This is a genomic window from Ruegeria sp. BHSA118 (assembly GCF_059613405.1).
Genome location: NZ_JBXWSM010000017.1, coordinates 1 through 24,473, shown reverse-complemented (window position 1 = coordinate 24,473; position 24,473 = coordinate 1). Strand labels below are relative to the sequence as shown.

Sequence of the window (24,473 nt, the reverse complement as noted above, 5' to 3'; positions counted from 1 at the left end):
GAATCCAATGATCCACAACTGGGAGCTTACGATGAAATTGATGAAATGCCTGACGGGTTTGGCTTTGGCGGGTGCATTGGCTGCACCGGCGCTTGCACAGGACCCAACCTTTTTCCGCATCGGCACTGGCGGTGCTGGCGGCACTTATTTCCCGATCGGCGGGACCATCGCCAACGGAATTTCGGCCCCTCCGGGCTCACGCCCCTGCGAAGAGGGCGGCCAATGCGGCGTGCCCGGGTTGATCGCGATTGCACAATCGACAACGGCGTCAGTCTTCAACAATGCCGCCGTCCAAAACGGCGAGCTTGAGGCCGGCCTGGCTGCGGCTGATGTAACCCGTTCGATGTATCTGGGTGAGGGCAAGTTTGAAGGCAAACCCCACCCGAAACTGCGCATCGTCGCAAACCTGTTCCCGGAAGACCTGCATCTGGTGCTGCCAGCCGGTCAGACGATCAACGACCTGAGCGATCTGGAAGGCAAGCGCGTCGGTATCGCGCAGGCGGGTTCCGGCACGCAGGTTGCCGTTCTGCAGATGCTAGATGCCTGGGGCGTCAATCGCGACAATATGGACGAGGCCGAGCTGAACAACAGTCAGAGCGCCGAGCGTCTGGCCGACGGTCAACTTGACGCCTATTTCTACGCAGCAGGCTGGCCGGTTGCCGCAATGGTGCAGCTGTCTTCGACCAAGGGCATGAACCTGCATTCCTTCAGCGAAGAAGATCTGGCAAAGATCAACGAGATCATTCCTGCCTATATCCCGTCCGCCATCCCGGGCGGTGTATATGAAGGCATCGATTCCGAAACCAAGACCCCCGCGGTCAGCGCGATGCTGGTTGTGTCATCGGATCTGTCCGAAGATCTGGTCTATCAGCTGACCAAGGCCCTGTGGAACGACAACACGCGCAAGCTGCTGGACAACGGCCACGCAAAGGGCAAGCAGATCACGCCTGATACTGCCCTCAACGGCGTCAAGGCGCTGGGTGTTCCGCTGCATCCGGGTGCTGAGAAGTTCTATAAAGAAGCCGGTCTTCTTCAATAACCACATCTGACTGAAACCTGTCGTCGGTGCCCCTTCTTGGGGCACCGCACTCTGGAATTTTGCGAAATCGGGGGGCCATCATGTCCGCGACCCAGAAACTTGATGACCACGAACTGACGGCCGAGGAACTGGCGGCCATCGAAGAACAGTTCGATGAAGGCGCCGCTGTCCGGCAGGTCACGCCCACGGCAGGCAAGGTGTTGCGTGTCGTCGCCCTGATCTTTGCGTTCTACGAATTCTTCACGGCTGGGTTCGGCCTGCCGGCCGACCACTGGCATATGGGTATCTATCTGGCTCTGCTGTTCATTCTGGTCTACGCCACGATCCCGATTGTCGGGGCCAAAAGCCTCTATGCTCTCAAAGTCAGTCGCTTCCGCATCGGCAACGTCCCTCTCTATGATCTGGTGTTCATGGCGCTTGGCATCATCGCCGCGCTTTACGTTGGTTTCGCCTGGCGCGGTATCCCGTTCCTGGGGATCGAGGAACAGACGTTCCGCATGGGCAATCCAAACAGCTATGATGTAATCCTCGGCGTCATCATCATCCTTCTGGTACTGGACATTGCGCGCCGCACGCTGGGTTGGGTGCTGCCGCTGATTATCTGCGTATTCATCTCATACGCGCTGATGGGTCCTTATTTTCCCGGATTGCTGCAACATCCGGGCGTGAATTTCAAAACCTTCGTATCGTCGATGTACTTCCCGCAGGAAGGAATCTATGGCGTGACGCTTTGGGTCGTTTCGACCATCGTGTTCCACTTTGTCCTGTTCGGCGTGATCGCGCAGCGGACCGGACTGGGGCAACTTTTCATCGACAACGCAACCATTCTGGCGGGCCGCTATACCGGCGGTCCGGCCAAAGTGTCGGTGGTATCCTCGGCCTTTTTCGGCACGATCTCGGGCTCTTCGGTGGCCAACACTGTTTCGACCGGCGCGCTGACCATTCCCAACATGAAGCGCCTTGGATACCCTGGCCATTTTGCAGGCGGGGTCGAGGCCGCGTCTTCGGCAGGTGGTCAGATCACACCACCGATCATGGGCGCTGCGGCCTTCATCATGGCCGAGTTCCTCGAGGTGCCTTATACCACAATCGTGATCGCGGCGATCTTTCCGGCGATCCTGCATTATGTGGGCGTCTTTGCCGTGGTGCATCTGATGGCGCGCAAGCTGAACCTGCAAGGCCTGGCGAAAGAGCAATTGCCGCAGCTCAAGGCCGTCTGGGCAGAAGGTTGGGCCAATATCGTTCCGTTGATTGGTCTGCTGGTCGTCCTTTTTACCGGCTACACGCCGTTCATGTCGGCCTTCTGCGGTATTTCGCTGGCGGTTATCGCGGGCATGTCGCGGATCAAGCAACCGCCAACACTGATCTACGCAGCGGCGTTTCTTGCGTTCGTACTTTGGAAGTTCTCTGACGGTGGGTTCGACCTGACCATGACGGCGATCCTGTGCGGATTGTCGGTAATCGCCACGCTGAACCCGCAGAAACGGATCGAAGTGCCCGAGATGCTGGCCGCGGTCGAACTTGGGGTAAAATACTCGCTGGCCGTGGGGGCCGCTGCCGCCGCCGTTGGTATCGTGGTGGGCGTCATCAACACCACCGGCATCGGCTTTCGCATCGGCTTCATGGTCACGCAGGGCGCGGGCAATCTGGCATCCGATCTCTACAACATGATCTCGTTCGGCAGTTTCCAACTGTTTGCGATGGAAGACCTGCAACTGTTTATCTCGCTGGTCTTCATTGCCATCGTCTGCATTCTGATGGGTGCCGGCATCCCGACCACGGCGCTGTACATCATGCTCGTCTCGGTCGCGCAGCCTGCGCTGGCGCAGTTGGGGGTTCCACCCATCGCCAGCCATCTGTTCGTGCTGTATTACGGCGTGGTCTCCGAGATCACACCTCCGGTCTGTACGTCGGCTTATGCGGCGGCAGCGATTGCGAATTCCAACCCGTTCCGCACCGGGCTGTCCGCCTTTACGTTGGGACTGGGCAAGGTCATCGCGCCGATGGCGTTCGTCTATGCGCCGGTCCTTCTGTTTGTGTCCTCAACCGGGTTCAACTTGTGGGAGTTCACTTATACTGCCACCAGCTGTATTGCCGGTGTCATCGCGCTTTCGGCAGCGGTCGTGGGGTATTGGTTGCAGCCACTCAACCTCGTGTCGCGCATCCTGATGGCCATTGCCGGGATAATCTTCGTGGCACCCACGCTGACGGCTGATCTGATCGCATTGACGGTGGCGTCACCTGTCATCATCACACAGGTGATCGCCCGCAGCCGAATTCAAGCAACGGTCTGACATGCCTGAACAAGTGACCATCATCGGCGCCGGGATCGTCGGTCTGTGTTGTGCGCTCTCGTTGCAGGAGCGCGGTATTGCCGTGCGTCTGATCGACCGTGGAGAACCGGGGCAGGAGACATCGTTCGGCAATGCCGGTGTCGTCTCGCCCTGGTCGGTCATTCCACAGGCCACGCCGGGTATCTGGAAAACGATCCCTCGGATGCTGCTGGACCCGAAAAGCGCTTTGACCGTCAGACTTGCGTACTGGCCCAGGATGATACCCTGGGGCCTGAGGTTCCTGAAGAATTCAAGCGTGAAATCCGTACGCAATATCTCGGACGCAATGGAGGTGCTGTGCCGTCCTTCGATAGATCTGTACCGAAGACATCTGCAAAATACCGGGCACGACGACCTTATTGTCGATTCCAACTATATCCACGCGTTTCGCAACCCGGATCAGGCTGACCTGAAAGAACTGGGATATCTGATCCGGCAGGAAAAAGGCGGGCATCTAGAGCGGATCGACGGACCAGAATTGCGCCGGATCGAACCTGCGTTATCCAGAGATTTCAAGGCTGCGATCCTGATCAAGGGACAGGCGCGGGTCACGTCTCCTGGCCGGGTCGGTGCGGTTTTGGCCGACAAGGCCCGTCGACAAGGCGCCGAGTTTGTGCGGACAGAAGTCAAAGAATTAAAGCGCATGGAAGACGGACAATGGCACTTGACCTCGCTGGCCGGCGCGCTTCACGCCGATACTGTCGTGCTGGCCGCCGGGGTTTGGTCTGCCGAGCTGCTGAAACCTTTGGGTTTGCCCGTGCCACTGGCGGCCGAGCGTGGATACCATGTCCAATTCGCGACCCCCTCTGCCAGCCTGGAAAACTCGGTGATGGACGTGGACGCCAAGGTGGTGGCCAGTTCGATGCAGGACGGTCTGCGTGTGGCCGGCACCGCCGAATTCGGCAGCATCGACGCGCCGCCGGATCCACGCAAACAGTCGCTGCTGACCGCACAGGCCCGCGCAATGATGCCGGATCTGAACACCTCGGATACGCAGTTCTGGATGGGCCGGCGCCCGTCTTTTCCCGACAGTTTGCCTGCGATTGGTCCGGTAGAGGGGCACAAGGGCCTGTTCACCGCCTTTGGTCATTCCCATTACGGTTTGATGATGGCCCCCAAAACCGGCGAGCTGGTGGCTGATCTGGTGTCAGGGCAACGCCTCAACATCCCATTGGGTTCATTCGCCTTGTCGCGATTTTGACGCGCAACAACCACCGTTTCGAAGAAGGATTACCCCATCATGCCGATCTACCAGGGTGGACAGAATATCTGCGGAGCCTCAATCGGGGTTTTGTGTTTGGAAAGCTATTTTCCCAAACCTCCCGGTCATATCAAGAATCCTTCCAGCCTGCCGTTCCCGGTGCTGTACGAGATGATAGATGGCGTCACGGTGCCAACGCTGCTGAACAATCCGACGACTGATCTGCTGAACCCATTCATTAAAGGCGCGCAACGGCTTGAGGCTGAAGGCGTGCGCGCCATTACTGGAAGTTGCGGGTTTCTCGCCCTGTTCCAAAAAGAGTTGGCCGCGGCCGTATCGGTGCCTGTTTTCGCTTCGAGCCTGATACAGGTGCCGTTGGCCTTTCACATGACCGGGGCCAGCGCACCGGTCGGGGTGATTACAGCGGATTCGTCAGCGCTGACGCAACGCCATTTCGAAGGCGTTGGGGCGGGGGGCGTTCCGGTGGCCGTACAGGGTCTGGAACACACCAGCGAGTTTGCCGAAGTCATCCTGCGCAACACGCGCACCCGTATGGACACAGATCTGATCGAGGCCGAAGTGCTGGACGCTGCGCGCAGGCTGAAGCGCGATACACCCGAAATACGCTCTGTGGTATTGGAATGCACGGATCTTCCCCCTTATGCAAAACGCATTCAGGAAGACCTGAAACTGCCGGTCTTCGACCTGACGACGCTGGCGCAAATGGCGCACAATGTAAGCGCACGCACCGGGTATCGCGGGCTGATGCCGTGGGGGTGAGGCTGTTGCGGGTTGGTGTTTTCGTCCAATGGCCCAGAAATGTCGAATAGCCGCGAAAATAGTTGCTATCCGCCGATGCTTTTCGACGGACCGGTACAAGGGACTTTCCCTTACTGAAACGGCTGGTTAAGAAGCCCTTCCACTGCCGTTTCAGGAGGCCCCTTTGGACCGTATCGCCCGCACCATAGCCACCGAGATCAATGCACGCCCCGATCAGGTCGGTGCTGCGATCAATCTATTGGATGACGGAGCGACGGTTCCCTTTGTCGCCCGCTATCGGAAGGAAGCAACCGGTGGGTTGGACGACACCCAATTGCGCCTTCTGTCCGAGCGTTTGACCTATCTGCGTGAGCTTGAGGCACGGCGCGAAACCATCCTGAAGTCAATAAAAGAACAGGGGAAGCTGACCGAAGATCTGAGTAGATCGATAGCTCGGGCAGAAACCAAGGCACAGCTGGAAGACATCTATCTGCCTTACAAGCCCAAGCGGCGCACCAAGGCGATGATCGCGCGAGAAAACGGGCTGGAACCCCTGGTCGAAGCCATTCTGGCCGATCGCGATGCGGACCCGGAAACACTGGCCGGGACATACCTGAGCGAAGCTGTCGCTACCCCTCGAGACGCGCTGAATGGCGCGCGGGACATTCTGACCGAACGATTGACGGAAAATGCGAAACTGCTGGGTGAATTGCGGGCCTTCATGCAGCGCGAGGCGCTGCTCAGTGCAAGGATTGTCGACGGGAAAGAAAAGGAAGGCGCCAAGTTCAGTGATTATTTTGACTATTCCGAACGATGGGCGGATGTTCCATCGCATAGGGCATTGGCGATGCTGCGGGCGTCAAAAGAGGGCATTGTTTCACTTGATATCGCGCCGGAACCGGAGTTCGGGGCAGCCCGGGCCGAATCCATCGTGGCCGCGCATTTGCAGACCCGTGGCCAAGGACCGGGTGATGCCTGGTTGCGCAAGGTGGCCGGGTGGACATGGCGGGTCAAGCTTTCGCTGTCCATGATGGTCGAACTGATGGCCGAACTGCGCAGTCGGGCACAGGACGAGGCAATTCAGGTCTTTTCACGCAACCTCAAGGACTTGCTGTTTGCTGCTCCGGCGGGTGCCAAGGCCACCTTGGGTCTTGATCCCGGCATCCGCACCGGCGTGAAAGCGGCGGTGGTTGACGCTACGGGCAAGGTCGTGGCCACTGACACGCTGTATCCCTTTCAACCCAAAAACGATTTGCGCGGGGCGCAGGCTGCCATCCTGAATCTGATCTCGGCCCATCAGATCGAACTGATCGCCATCGGAAACGGAACAGCGAGCCGGGAAACTGAACGGTTGGTTGCAGATACGCTGGCTCTGCTCCCCAAGGCGGTAAAAGCGCCAACCAAGGTGGTTGTGTCCGAAGCCGGGGCTTCGGTCTATTCCGCGTCGGAACTGGCAGCACGAGAGTTTCCCGATCTGGATGTTTCGCTGCGCGGGGCGGTGTCCATCGCCCGGCGATTGCAGGACCCTTTGGCAGAACTGGTCAAAATCGAACCGAAATCCATCGGCGTCGGTCAATACCAGCATGACGTAGACCAGCACCGCCTGTCGCAATCCCTGAATTCTGCGATCGAGGATGTCGTGAACGCGGTCGGGGTTGACCTGAACACAGCCTCTGCACCTTTGCTTGCGCGCGTGTCGGGGCTGGGCCCCGCGCAAGCCGAAGCCATCGTCGTCCATCGCGATCTGAACGGGCCGTTTCAGTCGCGCAAGGACCTGTTGTCCGTTGCCGGCCTGGGTCCGCGTGCGTTTGAACAATGCGCCGGGTTTCTTCGCATAAGGGACGGCGCAGAACCGCTTGATGTGTCTTCAGTGCACCCCGAAGCCTATGAAGTCGCGCGCCGCGTCGTGTCGGCCTGCGGGCGGGATATCAGGCACATCATGGGCCATGAGGGGGCCTTGAAAGGGTTGCGGGCACAACAATTCGTAACCGAAGATTTCGGCCTGCCCACGGTTCTGGATATCTTTGCCGAGCTTGAGAAACCCGGACGGGACCCTCGGCCCAGCTTTGTCACGGCCTCTTTCGCGGATGGCATCGAAGAGATAACCGATCTGAAGCCCGGAATGGTTCTTGAGGGCACCGTGACAAACGTGGCGGCCTTTGGGGCATTTGTGGATGTGGGCGTTCATCAGGACGGTCTGGTTCATGTCAGCCAGCTGGCCGACCGCTTCATCAAGGACCCGCATGAGGTCGTCAAGGCCGGGCAAGTCGTGAAAGTGCGCGTTGTCGAGGTGGATGTACCCAGAAAGCGGATCGGGCTTTCGATGCGCAAACAGGGCGACGGCGGAAAGCGACGGGCCTGATCTGCAATCTGCACATTATCCGGGCGTAACGACATGAAGGCGTTACCCGCCGGAAATAGCGTGCAGACCGACATGGGCAGCCAGCATGCATTGTTTTCATTGCGCGCTGAACTGGGTATCAGCAAGAGAGTTCTCAGCGGCGCCGAACGGATCGAAATGGAAACGACAGTTCATGCAGTACCACAACAAGCCATTCAACAAGCTTCAGGTCGGTGATACTGCCGAGCTGGCCCGTACGTGCTCGGTCGATGATTTCTATGTGTTCGCCAACAATTCCGGCAATCACAATCCGCTTCATCTGGCCAGCGAAGACGGCGACGGCGACCACGCCGACGAAGCGGTTGCCCCTGCCATGTTCGTGGGGGCCCTGATCTCGGCCGTTTTGGGGAACGTTCTGCCGGGGGCAGGGACGCTCTATAAATCGCAGCGATTTGATTTTGTGGAAAGGGCGCATGCCGGTGATGAGCTGGTATCCAAGGTCACCGTTCTGGAAAAGCGACCAAACCGGGAGGTTGTCTTTGACACGGTCGTTACGCGCCCATCGGACGGTGCCGTGATCGTAAGCGGGCAGGCCGTCGTGGTCGCGCCGGAGAAAGAGATGGTGTTCGCCGAGTTGGATTTGCCCGGGCTGGTGGTGAAACGTCATCGTCACTTTGATGCCATGCTGGAAAAGGTACGCCCGCTGCCGCCCATGCTGACCGCTGTTGTGGCCCCGGAAGAGCCCAATGCCCTGGGTGGGGCGCTGCTGGCCGCGCATGAGACGATCATCACACCCGTTCTGATCGGTGACCCGGACAAAATCGCAAACGCGGCCGCCGAAATCGGAGCGTCGTTGGATGGTATTGAAATCATACCGCAAGGCGATCACGTCCGTGCGGCCCATGCAGCGGTCGATCTGGTTGCAGAAGGTCGTGCGAAAGCACTGATGAAAGGGCATCTGCATACGGATGAATTGCTGAAGGCCGCGCTCAGGCGCGAAAATGGCCTGCGCACCGGCCGCCGCTTTACCCATGTCTTTGTCATGGACGTCCCCGGACAACCCAGACCTTTGTTGGTGACAGATGCGGCGATCAATATCGAGCCGGACCTGGAAACCAAGATTGATATTGTCCAGAATGCAATCGACCTGGCCCTGTCGCTGGGGATCGAAAACCCCAGGGCGGGTGTTCTGTCCGCCATCGAAACCGTCAATCCGGCGATCCAATCCTCGGTTGATGCGGCTTTGCTGTCGAAAATGGCGGAACGCGGTCAGATCACGGGCGGGCTTGTTGACGGCCCTCTTGCCATGGACAATGCCGTCAGCCTTGCGGCGGCGCGTTCCAAAGGGATTGTGTCGGATGTTGCGGGCAAAACCGATATTCTGGTAGTGCCAAATCTGGATGCCGGGAACATGATGGCCAAGCAACTGACCTATATCGCCAATGCAGAAGGGGCCGGTCTGGTCATGGGGGCCAAAGTTCCGATCATTTTGACCAGCCGCGCCGATGACGACAAAGCCCGGCTGGCGTCCTGTGCCGTGGCGGCGCTGCACGAAGCCTTTTCCTTACCGCGTACCGGAGCACCCGCATGACACATGTCGTGACACTGAACGCTGGATCGTCTTCCATGAAATTCGGTCTGTTCAAGCTGACCGATGACGATCCGATCATGGTGTGCACCGGCGCGGTCGAACGGATTGGAGAACCAGAGCCGCTTGTCAAGGCAAAGTCTTCCGACGGAAGTGTCCTTGCCAGCGGCACCGCCGGAGAAATACATGATCACGCCGCAGCCCTGGACTGGGTTTTGAACCTGCTTGCGCGCTCATTTCCAAACAGCGACGTGACTGCGGTCGGGCATCGTGTGGTCCACGGTGGACCTGACATTGACGCTCCGGTGCCATTGACCAAGGCATCCATTCAAGAGCTGGACAAGCTGTCTCCGTTCGCGCCTTTGCATCAGCCGCACAATCTGGCCGGAGCAAGGGCCGCGATGGAACGTTTTCCGAACGCGGTTCAGATCGCCTGTTTCGATACGGCCTTTCACCGCAATCATCCGTGGGAGAATGACGTTTTCGCGTTACCGCGCGAGTATTACGACAAAGGTGTTCGGCGTTATGGCTTTCATGGGCTGAGCTATGAATTCATTTCGGATCACATGGCAAAAACAGCGCCGCTTTTGCACGAAGGGCGCGTGGTCGTGGCCCATCTGGGCAATGGTGCATCGATGTGTGCGATGATCGGAGGGCGTTCCGTCGGATCGACCATGGGGTTTTCGGCCCTTGACGGGCTGCCCATGGGGTCACGCTGTGGTCAACTAGATCCCGGAGTGGTCCTGTACCTGATGGACCAGGAAGGGCTGAGCGCTGACGAAATCTCGGATCTGTTGTTCCGGAAGTCGGGGCTGTTGGGCCTGTCCGGGCTGTCCAACGATATGCGTACCCTGGAAAAGGCGGACACACGCGAAAGTCGTCAGGCGATCAGCTACTTCACCTTCCGTATCCGGCGCGAGCTTGGCGCGATGGCGGCCATTCTCGGCGGTATCGACGCCTTGGTGTTTACCGGTGGGATCGGAGAAAACTCACGTTTGGTGCGTGAGCGGGTGTGCTCTGGGATGGGATGGCTGGGCATCGAGCTCAATCCCGACGCAAATGCCGACAATGACCGGATTATTTCAACCGATCTGTCCCGCGTCGTGGTCATGGCAATCCCGACCAATGAAGAACTGGTCATTGCCCGTGCAGCGGCAGACCTGTTGGCCAAACGCCCACGGCTCAGAACTGCCTAGCGACCTGCGTTTCGACATAGGTCCAGCGATAGGCAGGCGGGGTCGGTCCCTTGTTCCGGCCGCCTTGCTGCATCTGTTCCCACGCATGGGCCAGAATGCCAACCGATCTGGAAAGGCAAAACAGACCGCGTGCCAGTGGGGGCGCAAAGCCCAACTCGGCATAGATCACCGCGGTGGCACCATCTATGTTCATAGGAACAGGCTTACCCTTGCACCGGGGCAACTCAGCCTCGATCGCCTGCCCGATCTGTAGGAATTGACCATCACAAGCCCCGTCCTTCACAGCATCACGGACCAACGCCATCAGACGTGGTGCGCGCGGATCCGTTGGCGTGTGGAAACGATGGCCAAAACCCGGCAATATCTTTCCTTCACGCTCGATCCACTCGTCCAGGGTCTGATCCAACCGGCCGGGATGTTGCGCCACGAAATGGTACAGCATAACCGCTTGCTCGCCAGCCCCGCCGTGAATATCCCCCAACATGTTCACAGCGCTCGCCATCGCGTTGTTCAGGGGCAGCCCGCAGGTCACGGCCATGCGCGCCGTTGCGATGGAAGGCGCCTGAGGCCCATGGTCCACAGCGGCGACCAGCGCGGCCTCGAACAACCGGGCCTGCGCGCCAGATGGTCGGTCGCCACGAACCATGAACCAGATCATCTCGCTGAAACTGAGATGCCCGATCAGATTCTGGATCGGCTCTCCTCGCAGGTCGATCCGGCCCGGTTCCATATCGATGATGGAAGTCGTCCACCAATCGGACACATCGCTCATATGATGCCTTCCTTGCTCAAAGCGTCCATTTCCGCGCCGGTCAACCCAATTTCAGACCAGATCGCGATATTGTCTGCCCCAAGTTCAGGCGGTGCGGTTTGGGGCATTTGCCGTTCGCCGTCCATGACAATGGGGCTGCCTGCAAGTTTCATGTCTTCGCCTTGCACCCGCAAAGACCCGATCAGACCACGACCGGCAAGCTGTTCGTCATCAAGCGCCTCGGGCACGGTCAATACCTGCCCGGCCGGCACTCCGATCGCGTTGAGTTCGCTGACCCAGTCTGATGCCGCTCTGGTCCGCAGGGTTTCCTCCAGCGCCGCGCGCAGGGCGTGGCGATTGCGCTTGCGGTCTTCGCGTGTTTCATAGTCCGGGTGGGCCAGCAGGTCTTGCCGGCCCAGATGCCGGGTTAGCGCCTGCCACTGTTCGTCACGGTTGGCGGCAATGTTGATGGGACCGTCAGAGCTTGCAAATGTTCCTGACGGCGCTGACGTCGTGTTTTCGTTGCCATGGGCCCCGGGAATTGCACCGGCGATCAGATAGTTCGACACGACCCAACCCATTGTCGAGATCACGGCTTCGGACATCGCCACATCCAGATAGGCCCCGCGAGGGTTGGCGTTCAGGGCGGCGGACACTGCAAAAGCGGCCGTCATCCCACCGATCGTATCCGCCAAAGGATAGCCAACTCGATAGGGCGCAGTGTCAGGGCCGCCGGTGACAGACATCACGCCACTGATACCCTGCACGATCTGGTCATAGGCCGGATCGCCTCGGCGGGGGCCGTCCTGACCGAACCCGCTTATGGCACAGTAAATCAGGCTGGGGTTCACATCGCGCAAGGCGCCATATCCAAGTCCAAGCCGATCCATCACACCGGGGCGAAAGTTCTCTACCAATACGTCGGCAGTCTGGACAAGGCGTTTCAGCAGCGCCTTGCCCTGTTCTGATTTCATGTTGAGCGTGATGGACTTTTTTTCAGCATTCTGCGCCAGAAAGCTGACGCCCATACCGGCCTTGTTTCTGGCAGGATCAGCACCCAGAACGCGGGCAAGGTCGCCGCCGCCAGGGCGTTCGACCTTGATCACTTCGGCGCCCATGAGCGCCAGTTGATAGCAGCAATACGGACCCGCGAGGACATTCGTCAGATCGAGAACCCGTATTCCTGCCAATGGCTCAGTCACCGTCGGCAACCCCTGCGGCCCGGGCACGCGCGCGGCGTGCGCGATAGCTGGGCAACAGCACCAGTAGCACCGCGACAACAAGCAGACCCAGCGTCATCGGACGTTCCCAGATGAAAGCGATACCGTCATAGAGCTGCATCGAGCGGGCAAAGTTGTCCTCCATCATCCCCCCAAGGATGAAACCGATCAGCAGCGGCGCAAGCGGGTAGTCGGCAAATTTCAACGCCGTGGCGCAAACTCCGAAGCCAACAAGTATCAAAAGCTCGGTCGCATTGTTCTGCCCGATATAGGCCCCCATCAGAGTGAAGAACAAAATGAAGGGGATCAGGTAATTGCGCGGTACCGAGAGAACCTTTGCGATATATGGGATCAGCGGCAGGTTCAGGATCAGCAGAACAAGGTTGCCAATGAACATTGACATGATGACGGCCCAGAATATCTGCGGCTCGTCCAGCATCAGCCGTGGGCCGGGCGTCACGTTCAGGGCAATCAGTGCGCCAAGCAGGATCGCGGTGGTGCCGGACCCGGGAATGCCCAGCGTCAGCAGCGGCACGAAAGACCCGGTACATGCCGCGTTGTTCGCCGTTTCGGGCGCAGCCAGACCTTTTATTGACCCTTTTCCGAATTCGTCCTGTTCCTCTTTCGGGGCAATGTTGCGTTCGACCGCGTAGCCGAGGAAGCTGGCAATCGTTGCCCCTGCACCGGGCAGAACCCCGATGAAGAAGCCCTGTACAGATTGGCGGCCGATCACCGGCGCGATGGCCTTGGCTTCACTGCCTGTGATGCGCAGGTCCTTGATCTCGCCGTCATCCCCCTGAAGGTTCTTTGGTTTGAGCACCAGAAACAGCGCTTCGGGCAGGGCGAACATGGCCATGGCAAGCGTGATGAAGCCAAAGCCCGATTGCAGATCCATGATACCCATTGTGAAACGCGGCAGGTTGAACAATGCACCTTCACCGACTGTTGCCATGATCAACCCAAGTAGCGTCATGATGACGGCTTTGGCCACTTGACCGGTGCCTGCGAAGGCTGCGATCGCGGACAGGCCCACGACCATAAGCGCAAAATACTCGGCCGAGTGGAACAGCAGTGCCACCGAAGACAGAGCAGGGGCAAAGACCATCAACAAAATGGCCCCGATCGTACCGCCGGCAAAACTTGCAATAGCTGCAACAGTCAACGCTTTGCCCGCTTTGCCCTGGCGAGCCATCGGATAGCCGTCGAAACTGGACGCAACAGTGCCCGCGACCCCCGGCGCGTTGAGAAGGATCGAAGATGTCGAACCGCCAAAAATGGCGCCGTAATACACACCGGCCAGCAGGATCAGCGCTGCGGACGGGTCGCCCATGGAAATCGCGACCGGGATCATGATGGCGATGATCGACATCGGCCCAAGACCCGGAAGCATACCGATGAACGTGCCGATCAGGCACCCCGCGACCACCATCAGCAGGTTTTGAATTGAGAAGGCCGTTTGCAGACCGATCAGAAGTCCTTCGAGCATGTCAGCCTCCGAAAATGCCCGGCAATGGGCGCATGTAGATGCCAAGAACTTCCTGAACCAGATACCAGACCGCGCCTGTGGCGATCAGCGCGACGGGTAGCATGACGTGCCATTTGCGCTCACCCAGAATGAAAGACCCGAGGATCAGAAAGGCCGAGGTCGAGATCAGAAACCCAACAGGGCGCAGGCAAAGCGCGTAAATCACCATCAAGGCCAGCAACATAAGCGCTTGATCAAGGTGGTATTCGCCCAGTCGCCGATAATCGATATCGGCTTCCTTTGGTTCCGCCTTTTCAAAGCCCAGCAAGATAATCGTGGTGGTGATGATACCCAGAACCGACAGCACTTTGGGGAAGGTGCTGGGCCAGATCGGGTTTCTCTGCATGAAAGGGGGCAGGCTGCCGTCCATCGTGAACCAAGCCGCATAGCCATATGTCAAACACACACCCAGAAGAATGAGCGCGATCCAGCGATCCAGCGCCATGAGACCCCCTCCCTGTTCTTGTTCGTGGGAAGGCAGAGCGGCGGATCCGCTCTGCCGAAAATGGACTTAGAGGAAGCCCAGCTTTTTCATCAGATCGCCGATCTGCTGTTCCTGCTGCTCCAGGAATGTCTGGAAATCTGCGCCCGAGTTGTGGATGTTGACCCAACCATTGCGTGCACGAACCTCTTCCCATTCCGGGGTGTCATACATCTTGGCAATCGCTTCCTGGTAGGCGGTCAATTGTTCTTCGGGCAGACCGGGGGCCGCGAAAAAGCCGCGCCAGTTCACGAAGGTGGTATCAATACCCTGTTCCTTCATCGTCATCGCGTCAGGAGCCGCATCAACGCGCTCTTCGGACGTCACGCCGATAATCTTGACTTCACCCGCATTCGCCAGATCGACCGCTTCCGAGAAACCGGTGGACAAGGCGGCGATTTCACCCGACAGCAGGGCCGCCATGGCTTTGCCGCCCGCATCATAGGGGATGTATTTCACGACGAGCGCATCCTTGCCCGCTGCTTCCATCACCATCGCGGCGACCAGGTGGTCCATTCCGCCGGGAACCGAGCCGCCACCGATCGCTGTGCCGCTTGGGTCCGCATCAAAAGCGGCAAGCAGATCTGCCATCGAGTTGATCGGGCTGTCTTTGCCCACAACGATCGCGGCATAGTCGCCGATAGTGCCTGAAACCAGTGTCAGATCACGGAAGTTGTGAGGAAATACGCCGGTCAATGAGCGGATCACGATCGGCGTCGAATTCACCATCAGAGTGCCGTGATTGCTGTCGGCATTTTCGATCAGATATCCAATGGCTTTGCCGCCACCGCCGCCCGACATGTTTTCGTATGACGCCGTGCCGACAAGACCAGCTTTTGTCAGCGCCTCGCCCGTGCCGCGCGCCGTTCCGTCCCAGCCGCCACCGGCGCCACCGGGGATCAGAAAGTGAATGCTGTCCACGACCTGATCTTCAGCCATGGACGGCCCGGCCAGACCAAAGGCAGCCACAGCTGCAATCAGGGCGCGACGGCCCAGTGTGAATGTCGTCATGATGTCCTCCCATTTGACAACCAGCCGCATGGCGGCTCAGATTGGGTGGAACAAAAACACATCAACCTGACATCAACCTGTCACGCAGGAAAAATAGCAAAAATCCCATGAAATTCCTTCTTGTGGAAGACAATCTTGATCTGGCGAACGCCATCTGTTCGCGCATGAGGTTAGACGGCCATGTGGTTGATCACGCTTCTAAATTGGATGAGGCGACCGCCTTTACCGAAACTCAGGAATATGACCTTATTCTGCTGGATATCATGTTGCCGGATGGGGACGGGCGTGACTTTCTCAAACGGCATCGCGCAGGTCATCTGGACACCCCCGTGATCGTTTTGACCGCACGCAGCCAGGTCTCGGATCGAATCGGTTCGCTGGATCTGGGGGCCGACGACTATGTCACCAAACCGTTCGATCACGCCGAACTTGAGGCCCGCTGCCGCGCCGTTCTGCGCCGCAAATCCGGGAATGCACGGACAACGATTGAAGTGGGCGGAATAATCTTTGACCCTTTGGCAGGTCATCTGACGGTAGGGGATGAGACTGTTTCGTTGCGCAACCGGGAACTGCGCCTTCTGGAACTGTTCATCAGCGCGCCTGGTCAGGTTTTTTCGAAACAGAAATTGACCGACCGGCTTTTTTCTTATGATGACGATGTCTCGGACAATGCAATCGAGGTTTACGTTGGCCGCCTTCGCAAACATCTTGAACCGTCGGACCTGAAGATCACCACGCTTCGCGGTCTTGGATACAGGCTGGATCATGCCTCCTGATCCTTATGTGTCAGGATCGCTTCGGAACAGGCTGGTCCTGACTTTGATCGGTGGTGCCGCGATATTGGCGTTTCTTCTGTTTATCGCGGTTCGCAACTATGCCGCACAGGTCGCGCAACAAGGGCAGGACAACATCCTGGGGGCGTCGGTCACCTCAATTCTGGACGCGGCCGCCTTGCGCGACGGTCAGTTGGAGGTTGATATTCCCCATGCAGCCTTCGCCATGCTCAGCACATCGTCCGACGACCGGGTTTTTTACGCGATTTTTCAGGATGGCGCGTTTCTGTCAGGATATGAAGATTTGCAGCCGGCCACAGGGCAATTCGACGGCAAGTGGAGCTTTCAAGCCAGTCGGATACGGGGTGAAACCGTACGTCAGGTCAGTGCTCGGCGAACCCTGGTGGGCCTGAACAAACAAACCGTCATCGAAGTCGCGTTGGGCCAAACGCAGGACGCGCTTGCGGAAACTCTGGACCAGATTTCACGCAACGCGGCGATTTTGGGCATCGGGTTCTTTGCACTTGCTGCTGCGCTGTCGTTCTGGGCCACCTCGTCCACGATTGGCCAATTGAACAGGCTTACGACCTCTGTCACCCGGCGCGGCCCACAGGACCTGAGCCCGTTCAAAAAACCCGTACCCCGCGAAATGGCTCCTTTGGTGGCGTCGTTGAACTCTTTGATGGGGCGACTGGATCAGTCACTGAGCCAATCGGAAGATTTCATCGCCGAGGCGGCCCACCGGGTGCGCACCCCTTTGGCAACCGTTCGATCTTATGCCGATGCCACATTGCAGAGGGTCGAAAAGGAGGAAAATCGCGAAGCATTACGCTCAATGGTGCGGGCCATTGATGAAAGCTCGCGTGCGGCGGGGCAATTGCTGGATCATGCGATGATCACGTTCCGCGCCGATCACTTGGAGCGCGAAGACATTGATCTCAATGCTTTGGTCCGTGATCTGGTGCAGCGTCTCACGCCAATCGCCGAGATGAAGGACTTGTCGCTTTCCCTGAGTGGCGATCCAAAAGTTTCCTACTCGGGTGATCCCATTCTTATTCAAAACGCTGTGCGCAACATGATCGACAACGCTTTGAAATATGCGCCTGCGGACAGTTTCGTACGCATCGAGGTTGTTTCTGAACCGCGCATTCAGATAATTGTCAAAGATCGTGGGCCGGGGTTTCCTCCTAACGAGATCGGCACTTTGACACGCCGTTTTGAACGCGGGAAGAACGCAAGCGGAACCATCGGATCCGGATTGGGTCTAACAATCGTCCAGGACGTTGCAACTGCGCATGGTGGCACACTGGAATTGACCAATCGGCAGGGGGGCGGCGCGTGCGTTATCTTATCGCTTTGATTTTCTTCAGCCTTCCGGTCGTTGTTGTCGCCCAAACCTGGGAGGACAGGCAGGTTTTCAACGCCTCGGCGGATGAGGCGCATCTTCGCGTGATCTCAAGCACGGACACTTTTCTGTTCGAACCCTTGATTGCGGGTTTCATTGAAGAAAACCCCGGTATCTCTGTCGAATACCTGGTGACCGGCACCGCGGATATTGACCGAATAGTTCGCGCCGCGCCGGAAGAGTTTGATGTCGTGATTTCCAGCGCAATGGACCTGCAACTGAAACTGGCAAACGACGGTTTCGGGCGTATCATCGACGACATACCGCTGCCATCCTGGGCGCAATGGCATCAAAGCCTTTTCGCGTTCACCTCGGAACCGGCGACAATTGTGATTAACCGCGCGGCCTTTGCCGGCGGCCCCATCCCCGAGACCCGGCAACAACTGATTGAAATCCTTCGTTTGCGTCCGGATGATTTCAGGGGCCGTGTGGGCACATATGACATCCGTCAATCCGGTCTGGGTTATCTATTCGCAACTCAGGATGCCCGCGCGTCCGAGACGTATTGGCGGCTCATGGAGGTAATGGGAGGGTTGGACGTGCGCCTGTACTGTTGTTCGGCGGATATGATCGATGACCTCGTCAAGGGTGAGATTGCAGTGGCTTACAACGTTCTGGGCAGCTATGCCGAAGCCCGCGCCGGAAGCAAGGACATTGTGGAAATCATTCTGCCGTCGGATTTTCAGACGACCATGATGCGCACGGCCATGGTGCTGAATGGAACCGCGCAACCGGACGCGGCCACGTCTTTTCTAAAACACCTGATATCCAACCAAACCAAGCGGGTAGGCGACCGCGCTACCTTGCCGCCCTTGGCCCCGCACGAAACCGGCACCGATCGCGAAACGATTGGGCTGGACCCCGCGCTCATGACATTTCTGGACAGGCTGAAACGCCGCCGTTTTCTGGCTGAATGGGAAAACGCGGTCATCCAGCGATAACCGCGTCCGCGTCATTCGCGAAACGCGCGGTTGAAGTAGTCGGCCATTGGTTTCACAAGATAGGACAACGGCGTGCGTTCGTCGGTCTTGATCAGTGTCTCAACCGGCATACCCGGCAAAAGTTCCTGACCATTGAGCCGGTCGATCTCACCGTCATTCAACACCACTTCGGCGCGGTAAAAGGTGAAACCGGACTGTTCATCCGTGAACGTGTCCGCCGAGACGTTGTTGACCTGTCCCTCGAGTTCGGGCGTTTCGCGCTGATTGAACGCCGGAAAGCGCAGAGCGACGGATTGCCCTACATGCAACTGATCCACATGGATCGCATCCACCCGCGCTGCCACCAACAGCGGCGTGTCCTGCGGAACCACATACATCATGGGTTCGCCCGGCTGAATGACCGATTGCAGGGCAAAGACCTGGCTACCGTAAACAGTTCCGCTGACAGGTGCGCGAATTTCAAGCCTGGCCAGTCGTTCCGCCAGGGACAGGCGTCGTTCCCACAACTCTGCCACCTGCGCCTGAACGTCCCGCAAAGTGGTGATCGCTTCTTCCCGCCGGGTTGCGGTCAGTTCGACAATCTTGATCTCGGTTGATGCAATCTGTCCCTTCAGGCGCGCAACGGACGCTTCCAGTTTGCCGATTTCGCCTGTCAGACTTGCTTCTTCGCGTTGCAGCGCCAGCACGCGGCTGTTTTGTGTCAGACCCCTGCTCAACAGGCTCTTCTGATCCTTCAACTCCGCTTCGATCAACTCTGTCTGGCGGCGCAACGAGACCAACTGAGCCTGCGTACCTTCGATCTCGCTTTCTATCTGAACCAATTGTTTGCGCAGTTGTTCGTCCTGCTTGGACAGCGTTTCCAGCCGGGCATCGAACAGGTTCTGTTGCCCTGCAATCAGGTCCGGATCGATATCGTATTCTTTTTGAACCTCAGCCAGGCGCGCCGCCAGTTCTTCGGATGTCAGGCCATCCCGCTCGGCCTCAAGCCGCGCGCGGCGGGCCAGCAGATCAAAAAGTTGAGATTCTACAATCGTCTGTTCCGAAGACAGAAATGTGTCGTCCAACCGCAAAAGCAAATCGCCCGAGGCAACCGTATCACCGTCGCGCACAAAAATCTCGCCAACCACGCCGCCGTCAGGATGTTCAACGACCTGACGGTTGCTTTGAACTTCGATTACGCCCGAAGATACAATCGCCCCGGCCAACCGCGTTTTCACGGCCCAAAGCCCCAATCCGCCGACCAGAATGCCAAGGGCAAGAAATCCCACCAGCGCAGGTATTTTGATGCCCCAGACGGGGACGGGTTTCTTGGTTGATTTTTTCGCCATTATTCACCTACGGGGCTAAGCTTGCGCTTGATCGCGCCCGCATTCTGGACCATTGCGTTCAGAACCTCATCGCGGCTGCCGAACCTTACGACCTGGCCTTTTTCCACGACAGCAAGATCGTCACATTCCGAAATGGCCTGCGGGCGATGCGTCATGATGATGGCGGCCTTGCCTGCTTCCTTGAGGCCGCGCACGGCAGCATTCAAAGCTTCGGTGCCATCTGCGTCGAGGGCCGAGTTCGGCTCGTCCAAAATGAGAAGGACCGGGTCGCCATACAACGCACGGGCCAACGCTATGCGCTGTTTCTGTCCGCCCGACAACTGACTGTCATTGCCTTCCAGGAACGTGCCATAGCCTTTTTCCAATGACAGGATCAGTTCATGTGCCTTGGCCTTCTTGGCCGCCGCCACCACCGCTTCTGAATCCGGGTTTTCCGACATCCGTGCAATATTCTCAGCAACGGTTCCGTTGAACAGGGTCACTTGCTGCGGAAGGTATCCGATATGGCTGCCCAGATCGTTGGGATCATATTGGTCCAGCGTGGCGCCGCCCAACCGGATCTCGCCCGCCGCCGGTCTCCAAAGCCCAAGCAGAGCCTTGGCCAGGGTCGTCTTGCCCGACCCACTTTTCCCGATCACACCAAGCGCCTTTCCCGGCTCCAGTTTCAGGTTCACATTCCGTAACGTCGGTGCAGAAGCACCCGGAGGGATTACCGTCAGGGACTTGGCTTCCAATTGGGATTTGGGGATCGGCAAACGAATCCGCTGTTCCTCTGGCGGTGTCTGGTCCAGAAACCGGTTCAACGAATTCCAGGCCGTGCGTGCCCGTTCGACCAAACTCCATTGGCCGACAGCCTGTTCCACCGGGGCCAAAGCCCGTCCCAGGAGAATCGAGCCCGCAATCATCGCGCCGGGCGTCATTTCGTTTTGCAATACCAGCCACGCGCCCAAAGCCAGCATGGCTGATTGCAGAAAAAGCCGAAGCGATTTCGTCAGCGACGTGAAGCTACCAGTCCAGTCACTGGCGGAAATGCTTTGACGCAAAGCTTCGGAACGCTGGTTCAACCACCGCTGGGTCACGTCCGCCTGCATTCCCTGAGAGCGCACAACCTCTGCTGCTTGCCTCGCGTGTTCGGAAAAGGCATTCGCCCGCGCCGCCGCAGATTGTGCTTCGGCCACCTTGCGACTGGTCAGGGCCTGGTTGAGCAATGCAATCACCACAAGCAGCACGCCACTTGCAACGGCCAACCAGCCAAGCAGTGGATGAAAAATGAAAATCGCCCCCAAGAAGACGGGCGTCCACGGGATATCCATAATTGCAAGCAGCACGGGCGAAGAGCACAAGGTGCGAATGGTCTCGAGATCTCGCAATGCAGTCGCCGGAGCCGATCGCACCTGAGGCACCAGAGACCGGCGCATTGTGGCTTCGAAAACGCGTTCATCCAGCTGCGACTGGAACCGCGCACCAAAGCGGGCAACGATGCGGCCGCGTGCATAGTCCAGCATGGCCATCAGCGCATAAAGCAACGCGACAAGCAAAAACAGTGCGGTCAGAGTTTCAACTGCCCGTGAACCAAGAACCCGATCATATACTTGCAGCATGAACAGCGGACCTGTCAGCATGAGCAGGTTGACGAAGATGCTGAACAAAAACGCCAAGGCCAGAAAGGCAATGCCCTGATTGCGCACGTTGCGCAATTCATGGCGAGGGGCCGCTGATAGGCGGTGTTGAGGTTTCACAGTTTAAAATCCACATCATTCGGACAGGCATCGCCGCATTTAGAAAGTTAGTTCAGCATTGCCAAGTTTGCACATGTTTTTTTGAGCAAGAAACCGCAGACAGCGGGATGGAAGAAGCACTTTTTGGCCAATGCCACAAAGAATGTTTCAACCTTTGAATGCGGTGGTTCCGGCGCGCGAAAACTATGCGGTTGCGGCCAAAAGCACCTGGCTATTTCCGAGGTCTGGACCAACGCAAGATCAGGTTGGCAGCGACGGGCGCGCCGATGATGACCAGCACGATCCGCGTCAGGTGATGGCTGATTACAAAGCCCAGATCAGCGCCCGATACGATGGCCAGAACCGTCATTTCGGCCTGCCCCCCAGGTGCGAACGCCAGAAAGGCTTCGACGGGCCGCCCCAAACCAAGAGACGTGACAATGGCAGTGAAACCTGCCGCCAGAACTGCAAGTACGACAACATATGCAACGCCCGCAGCGACAACCCGGCGCAGCTCCCCCCAGGTTACGCCAACAAATTTTTCTCCAATCGCGCAACCGATGAAAAACTGCGCGACCAGCACGGCTTCGCGCGGCGGGCGCGAATGAATGAAATCCCCCAACGACAAAGCCGCCGTTAGGATCATCGGCCCAAGGATGGAAGCGCCGAAAAGCCCTATTCTCTCTCCGCCTTTCCAGCCGATGAAAGCCGCCAAAACCATCAGCAGCAGTTCATGAACAGGAAGCTCACGCGCCGGCTGTCCTATGGGATTGGTGAGTTCCGCATCGTAGAAAAGTGTCAGGAACAATGGCGCCAAAGTGACGATGATCAACACGCGCGTACCGTGGATCAGGGAAAGGGTTCTTGGGTCGGCTCCGGCTTCGGTGCCGAAAATGATCATGTCCTGCAAACCGCCCGGCATCGCTGCGTAAAATGCGGTTTTTTCGTCAAATCCCCAGATTTTGCGAAAAAACGGCACACCAACAAAAGCAATCAGGATTATGAAGACGGGAACCAGCATGATCGATGTGGCCATCTTGGGCAGTTCGACGAAAAGTGCCGGCGTGATCGAGGCACCAACTGCTACTCCCAGAATCGTTCTGGCGGCCACGGAAATCTGCCCAAACCCTTGCATTGGCGCCTGGGCAAGCGCAGCGATCAGGCAAGCTGCCATGGGGCCGAACAAGAACGGCAGCGGCAGGTCCAACACCCAAAAGACCGCCGTGCCAAGCGCTGCAATTCCAAACGTCACCGACCTTTTCACAAGGGGGGGAGGGTGGTTTTTCAAGATGGGCAAAGCCTGAGTTCCATTGCCATTGACCCGCAATGTGTTCAACTGTATTCCCTTGGATACAAAGTGCAAGCAAGAACATGATGACCTTTCAGGACGACTCAATTCAGCCAGGCCCACAAGGCAATTCCGTGTATCAACGGTTGCTGGACGAGATTCGCGAAGGGGCGCTTTTACCTGGCGATCGCTTGAGAGAGATTGACCTGTCCAATCGGTTGGGCGTCAGCCGAACTCCTGTGCGCGAAGCGATCCGACAGCTTGAGGCGGATGGGCTTGTCACGCATGTGCCAAGGCAGGGCGCAACGGTCCGAAGCCTGAGTTATGCCGAAGTAATGGAGCTTTATGAGATGCGTGCCGTGCTTGAAGGCACGGCGGCCCGTCTGGTGGCCCGAGCCGCGTCAGATATCGAATTGGACGAACTGGAGGTGTTGAACGACCAACTTGCCCAGGCAGGTACGGGGCCAGAGGCCGCTCGGATCAACAGGGTGTTTCACGCCACCCTGCTGGATGTGGCCAAGAACCGGTTTCTGGCGAAATCCATGCTTTCGTTGCAAAAGGCGCTGCTGATACTCGGACCGTCGCAACTGTTGGACAATGAACGGGCGGATGCCGCAGTCGCGGAACACAGGCGCATTATGGCAGCCCTCAAGTCGCGTGACAGCGCTGCGGCCGAGATGGAAATGCGTGCACATATTCAAGCCGGCCAGAGGATGCGCATTCGCGCCCTTCAGGAGCGCGACCGCACAGCCGATCAGGGCCAATAGGACCAACGGATTATTCCTCCTCGTGACGTTGTTTGGAATATCACTGTGATCGATGGCGGCAATTCGCGCGGCACCCTATGGGTTTTGAACGTTGCCAGACCTGCTTGGAAGCTCCGGTCGTGCATTGCCGGCGGCAGGTTGTGTTGCTGCGGCTCTGCTCTGACAAAAGCCCGACCCAAATCCTGGCGATCCGTCAGCTTGGGCTGGCGTTTTTGCTTTCGTCCAGCTGTTAGGTTCGACAGAGCTGACAACGCGGGCCCGGAAGGCCGGGGCGCTGATCGAAATCGCAAGCCTATGCATCGAACTACGCCAGAAACGGCACCGTCAGTTTGACAGAGCGGGCCGCCCCAAGCGCCAATGCACATCTATATCCAAAAGCCGTCTTCTTCCAAAAGGGGTATCAGTGCCGGACTGATCTCGTCACCCTCGACGTCCACATTGCCACTCGGCACGGCGGCCAATGCGTCTTCGGAAACGGAAAACGCCGTGTCCTGAGCCTGATGCAAGCTCACCAGCGTGTAGTCGTCTTCTGCGTCTTCGGGAGCCTCAAGATCGGGGGCGAACTTCAGATAATCGACCGTTTCATCCCAATCGGTCTCTCCCAATACTTCTTTCTGATCGCCTTCCGAAAGCCGAGCGAGCTTGGGCAATCGGAACCCCACAGTTCCACTGCCATCGATATCAAAGCCATAGAAGGTTTCAACCGCTACCACGTCAGCGACGGTGTTGGAGCTGATAAACACACCATTGGAATCCGTGACCCATTCACCGTAGGACCCATCCGCATTCTTCCACAGCACCCGGTAGC

Annotated in this window: 21 protein-coding genes; 12 read left to right on the top strand and 9 right to left on the bottom strand. The window is 58.1% G+C overall.

The genetic code is table 11. The annotated features are described in order from the left end of the window. Nucleotides 1-31 precede the first annotated feature (31 nt). The 8 genes from AC2FNN_RS07470 to AC2FNN_RS07435 all read left to right on the top strand — a co-directional run bounded on the left by AC2FNN_RS07470 (nucleotide 32) and on the right by AC2FNN_RS07435 (nucleotide 10,457). The gene (locus AC2FNN_RS07470) at nucleotides 32-1,039 is read left to right on the top strand and encodes a TAXI family TRAP transporter solute-binding subunit (protein WP_496757637.1); all 1,008 of its coding nucleotides are present in this window, start codon (nucleotides 32-34) and stop codon (nucleotides 1,037-1,039) included. A gap of 80 nt (nucleotides 1,040-1,119) precedes the next feature. Continuing rightward, on the top strand, nucleotides 1,120-3,333 hold the full coding sequence (locus AC2FNN_RS07465) for a TRAP transporter permease (protein ID WP_496757635.1): 2,214 nt from the start codon (nucleotides 1,120-1,122) through the stop codon (nucleotides 3,331-3,333). Nucleotide 3,334: 1 nt separating this feature from the next. Continuing rightward, nucleotides 3,335-4,573 carry an NAD(P)/FAD-dependent oxidoreductase gene (locus AC2FNN_RS07460; RefSeq protein ID WP_496757633.1) on the top strand — a complete coding sequence of 413 codons (1,239 nt, stop codon included), beginning with the start codon at nucleotides 3,335-3,337 and terminating at the stop codon, nucleotides 4,571-4,573. A 39-nt stretch (nucleotides 4,574-4,612) separates the two neighbouring features. Further along, nucleotides 4,613-5,353 (top strand): aspartate/glutamate racemase family protein, encoded by a 741-nt coding sequence (locus AC2FNN_RS07455; protein WP_496757631.1) that lies wholly within the window; start codon nucleotides 4,613-4,615, stop codon nucleotides 5,351-5,353. Between the two features lie 163 nt (nucleotides 5,354-5,516). Next, the gene (locus AC2FNN_RS07450) at nucleotides 5,517-7,694 is read left to right on the top strand and encodes a Tex family protein (RefSeq protein WP_496757630.1); all 2,178 of its coding nucleotides are present in this window, start codon (nucleotides 5,517-5,519) and stop codon (nucleotides 7,692-7,694) included. Nucleotides 7,695-7,727: 33 nt separating this feature from the next. Then, the gene (locus tag AC2FNN_RS07445; RefSeq protein ID WP_496757629.1) at nucleotides 7,728-7,910 is read left to right on the top strand and encodes a hypothetical protein; all 183 of its coding nucleotides are present in this window, start codon (nucleotides 7,728-7,730) and stop codon (nucleotides 7,908-7,910) included. Next, on the top strand, nucleotides 7,867-9,264 hold the full coding sequence (locus AC2FNN_RS07440) for a bifunctional enoyl-CoA hydratase/phosphate acetyltransferase (RefSeq protein WP_496757628.1): 1,398 nt from the start codon (nucleotides 7,867-7,869) through the stop codon (nucleotides 9,262-9,264). Before AC2FNN_RS07445 ends, AC2FNN_RS07440 begins: the two co-directional genes overlap by 44 nt. Continuing rightward, nucleotides 9,261-10,457, top strand: coding sequence for an acetate/propionate family kinase (locus tag AC2FNN_RS07435; protein ID WP_496757626.1), 1,197 nt, complete (start codon nucleotides 9,261-9,263; stop codon nucleotides 10,455-10,457). The genes AC2FNN_RS07440 and AC2FNN_RS07435 overlap by 4 nt, the downstream gene beginning before the upstream one ends. Here AC2FNN_RS07435 and AC2FNN_RS07430 read toward each other — a convergent pair. The 5 genes from AC2FNN_RS07430 to AC2FNN_RS07410 all read right to left on the bottom strand — a co-directional run bounded on the left by AC2FNN_RS07430 (nucleotide 10,444) and on the right by AC2FNN_RS07410 (nucleotide 15,445). After that, nucleotides 10,444-11,229 carry a citryl-CoA lyase gene (locus AC2FNN_RS07430; protein WP_496757625.1) on the bottom strand — a complete coding sequence of 262 codons (786 nt, stop codon included), beginning with the start codon at nucleotides 11,227-11,229 and terminating at the stop codon, nucleotides 10,444-10,446. The two genes, AC2FNN_RS07435 and AC2FNN_RS07430, sit on opposite strands and share 14 nt — an antisense overlap. Then, nucleotides 11,226-12,410, bottom strand: coding sequence for a CaiB/BaiF CoA transferase family protein (locus tag AC2FNN_RS07425; RefSeq protein WP_496757624.1), 1,185 nt, complete (start codon nucleotides 12,408-12,410; stop codon nucleotides 11,226-11,228). Before AC2FNN_RS07425 ends, AC2FNN_RS07430 begins: the two co-directional genes overlap by 4 nt. After that, a complete protein-coding gene (locus AC2FNN_RS07420) occupies nucleotides 12,403-13,914 on the bottom strand; it encodes a tripartite tricarboxylate transporter permease (protein WP_171635998.1) in 1,512 nt (503 codons plus the stop codon). Before AC2FNN_RS07420 ends, AC2FNN_RS07425 begins: the two co-directional genes overlap by 8 nt. 1 nt (nucleotide 13,915) lies before the next feature. Then, nucleotides 13,916-14,398, bottom strand: a complete 483-nt coding sequence (locus AC2FNN_RS07415) for a tripartite tricarboxylate transporter TctB family protein (protein WP_496757623.1) — start codon at nucleotides 14,396-14,398, stop codon at nucleotides 13,916-13,918. Between the two features lie 66 nt (nucleotides 14,399-14,464). Continuing rightward, nucleotides 14,465-15,445, bottom strand: coding sequence for a Bug family tripartite tricarboxylate transporter substrate binding protein (locus AC2FNN_RS07410; protein WP_496757621.1), 981 nt, complete (start codon nucleotides 15,443-15,445; stop codon nucleotides 14,465-14,467). A gap of 107 nt (nucleotides 15,446-15,552) precedes the next feature. Here AC2FNN_RS07410 and AC2FNN_RS07405 point away from each other — a divergent pair, with 107 nt between their 5' ends. Genes AC2FNN_RS07405 through AC2FNN_RS07395 form a run of 3 tightly spaced genes read left to right on the top strand, consistent with a single transcriptional unit; the run spans nucleotide 15,553 to nucleotide 18,564 of the window. Further along, the gene (locus tag AC2FNN_RS07405; RefSeq protein WP_496757619.1) at nucleotides 15,553-16,221 is read left to right on the top strand and encodes a response regulator transcription factor; all 669 of its coding nucleotides are present in this window, start codon (nucleotides 15,553-15,555) and stop codon (nucleotides 16,219-16,221) included. Beyond that, entirely contained in the window at nucleotides 16,211-17,578 is a 1,368-nt protein-coding gene (locus tag AC2FNN_RS07400) for a sensor histidine kinase (RefSeq protein WP_496757617.1), read from the top strand. The genes AC2FNN_RS07405 and AC2FNN_RS07400 overlap by 11 nt, the downstream gene beginning before the upstream one ends. Then, nucleotides 17,557-18,564 carry an ABC transporter substrate-binding protein gene (locus tag AC2FNN_RS07395; protein WP_496757616.1) on the top strand — a complete coding sequence of 336 codons (1,008 nt, stop codon included), beginning with the start codon at nucleotides 17,557-17,559 and terminating at the stop codon, nucleotides 18,562-18,564. The genes AC2FNN_RS07400 and AC2FNN_RS07395 overlap by 22 nt, the downstream gene beginning before the upstream one ends. Before the next feature lie 11 nt (nucleotides 18,565-18,575). Here AC2FNN_RS07395 and AC2FNN_RS07390 read toward each other — a convergent pair whose 3' ends face one another. The 3 genes from AC2FNN_RS07390 to AC2FNN_RS07380 all read right to left on the bottom strand — a co-directional run bounded on the left by AC2FNN_RS07390 (nucleotide 18,576) and on the right by AC2FNN_RS07380 (nucleotide 22,862). Next, nucleotides 18,576-19,892, bottom strand: coding sequence for an HlyD family type I secretion periplasmic adaptor subunit (locus AC2FNN_RS07390; RefSeq protein WP_496757614.1), 1,317 nt, complete (start codon nucleotides 19,890-19,892; stop codon nucleotides 18,576-18,578). Further along, nucleotides 19,892-21,631, bottom strand: a complete 1,740-nt coding sequence (locus AC2FNN_RS07385) for a type I secretion system permease/ATPase (protein WP_496757613.1) — start codon at nucleotides 21,629-21,631, stop codon at nucleotides 19,892-19,894. Before AC2FNN_RS07385 ends, AC2FNN_RS07390 begins: the two co-directional genes overlap by 1 nt. 211 nt (nucleotides 21,632-21,842) lie before the next feature. Next, on the bottom strand, nucleotides 21,843-22,862 hold the full coding sequence (locus tag AC2FNN_RS07380) for an AbrB family transcriptional regulator (protein ID WP_496757612.1): 1,020 nt from the start codon (nucleotides 22,860-22,862) through the stop codon (nucleotides 21,843-21,845). A 170-nt stretch (nucleotides 22,863-23,032) separates the two neighbouring features. Here AC2FNN_RS07380 and AC2FNN_RS07375 point away from each other — a divergent pair, with 170 nt between their 5' ends. Continuing rightward, nucleotides 23,033-23,665, top strand: coding sequence for a GntR family transcriptional regulator (locus tag AC2FNN_RS07375; protein WP_496757611.1), 633 nt, complete (start codon nucleotides 23,033-23,035; stop codon nucleotides 23,663-23,665). Between the two features lie 365 nt (nucleotides 23,666-24,030). Here AC2FNN_RS07375 and AC2FNN_RS07370 read toward each other — a convergent pair. After that, nucleotides 24,031-24,473 (bottom strand): hypothetical protein (locus tag AC2FNN_RS07370; RefSeq protein ID WP_496757609.1); only part of this gene is annotated, 443 nt, incomplete at its 5' end.

Bases quoted from the DNA above. Each gene is read 5' to 3' on its own strand.
- AC2FNN_RS07470 (WP_496757637.1), top strand. From the start codon at position 32: ATGAAATTGATGAAATGCCTGACGGGTTTGGCTTTGGCGGGTGCATTG.
- AC2FNN_RS07465 (WP_496757635.1), top strand. From the start codon at position 1,120: ATGTCCGCGACCCAGAAACTTGATGACCACGAACTGACGGCCGAGGAA.
- AC2FNN_RS07460 (WP_496757633.1), top strand. From the start codon at position 3,335: ATGCCTGAACAAGTGACCATCATCGGCGCCGGGATCGTCGGTCTGTGT.
- AC2FNN_RS07455 (WP_496757631.1), top strand. From the start codon at position 4,613: ATGCCGATCTACCAGGGTGGACAGAATATCTGCGGAGCCTCAATCGGG.
- AC2FNN_RS07445 (WP_496757629.1), top strand. From the start codon at position 7,728: ATGAAGGCGTTACCCGCCGGAAATAGCGTGCAGACCGACATGGGCAGC.
- AC2FNN_RS07440 (WP_496757628.1), top strand. From the start codon at position 7,867: ATGCAGTACCACAACAAGCCATTCAACAAGCTTCAGGTCGGTGATACT.
- AC2FNN_RS07435 (WP_496757626.1), top strand. From the start codon at position 9,261: ATGACACATGTCGTGACACTGAACGCTGGATCGTCTTCCATGAAATTC.
- AC2FNN_RS07430 (WP_496757625.1), bottom strand. From the start codon at position 11,229: ATGAGCGATGTGTCCGATTGGTGGACGACTTCCATCATCGATATGGAA.
- AC2FNN_RS07420 (WP_171635998.1), bottom strand. From the start codon at position 13,914: ATGCTCGAAGGACTTCTGATCGGTCTGCAAACGGCCTTCTCAATTCAA.
- AC2FNN_RS07415 (WP_496757623.1), bottom strand. From the start codon at position 14,398: ATGGCGCTGGATCGCTGGATCGCGCTCATTCTTCTGGGTGTGTGTTTG.
- AC2FNN_RS07410 (WP_496757621.1), bottom strand. From the start codon at position 15,445: ATGACGACATTCACACTGGGCCGTCGCGCCCTGATTGCAGCTGTGGCT.
- AC2FNN_RS07405 (WP_496757619.1), top strand. From the start codon at position 15,553: ATGAAATTCCTTCTTGTGGAAGACAATCTTGATCTGGCGAACGCCATC.
- AC2FNN_RS07400 (WP_496757617.1), top strand. From the start codon at position 16,211: ATGCCTCCTGATCCTTATGTGTCAGGATCGCTTCGGAACAGGCTGGTC.
- AC2FNN_RS07390 (WP_496757614.1), bottom strand. From the start codon at position 19,892: ATGGCGAAAAAATCAACCAAGAAACCCGTCCCCGTCTGGGGCATCAAA.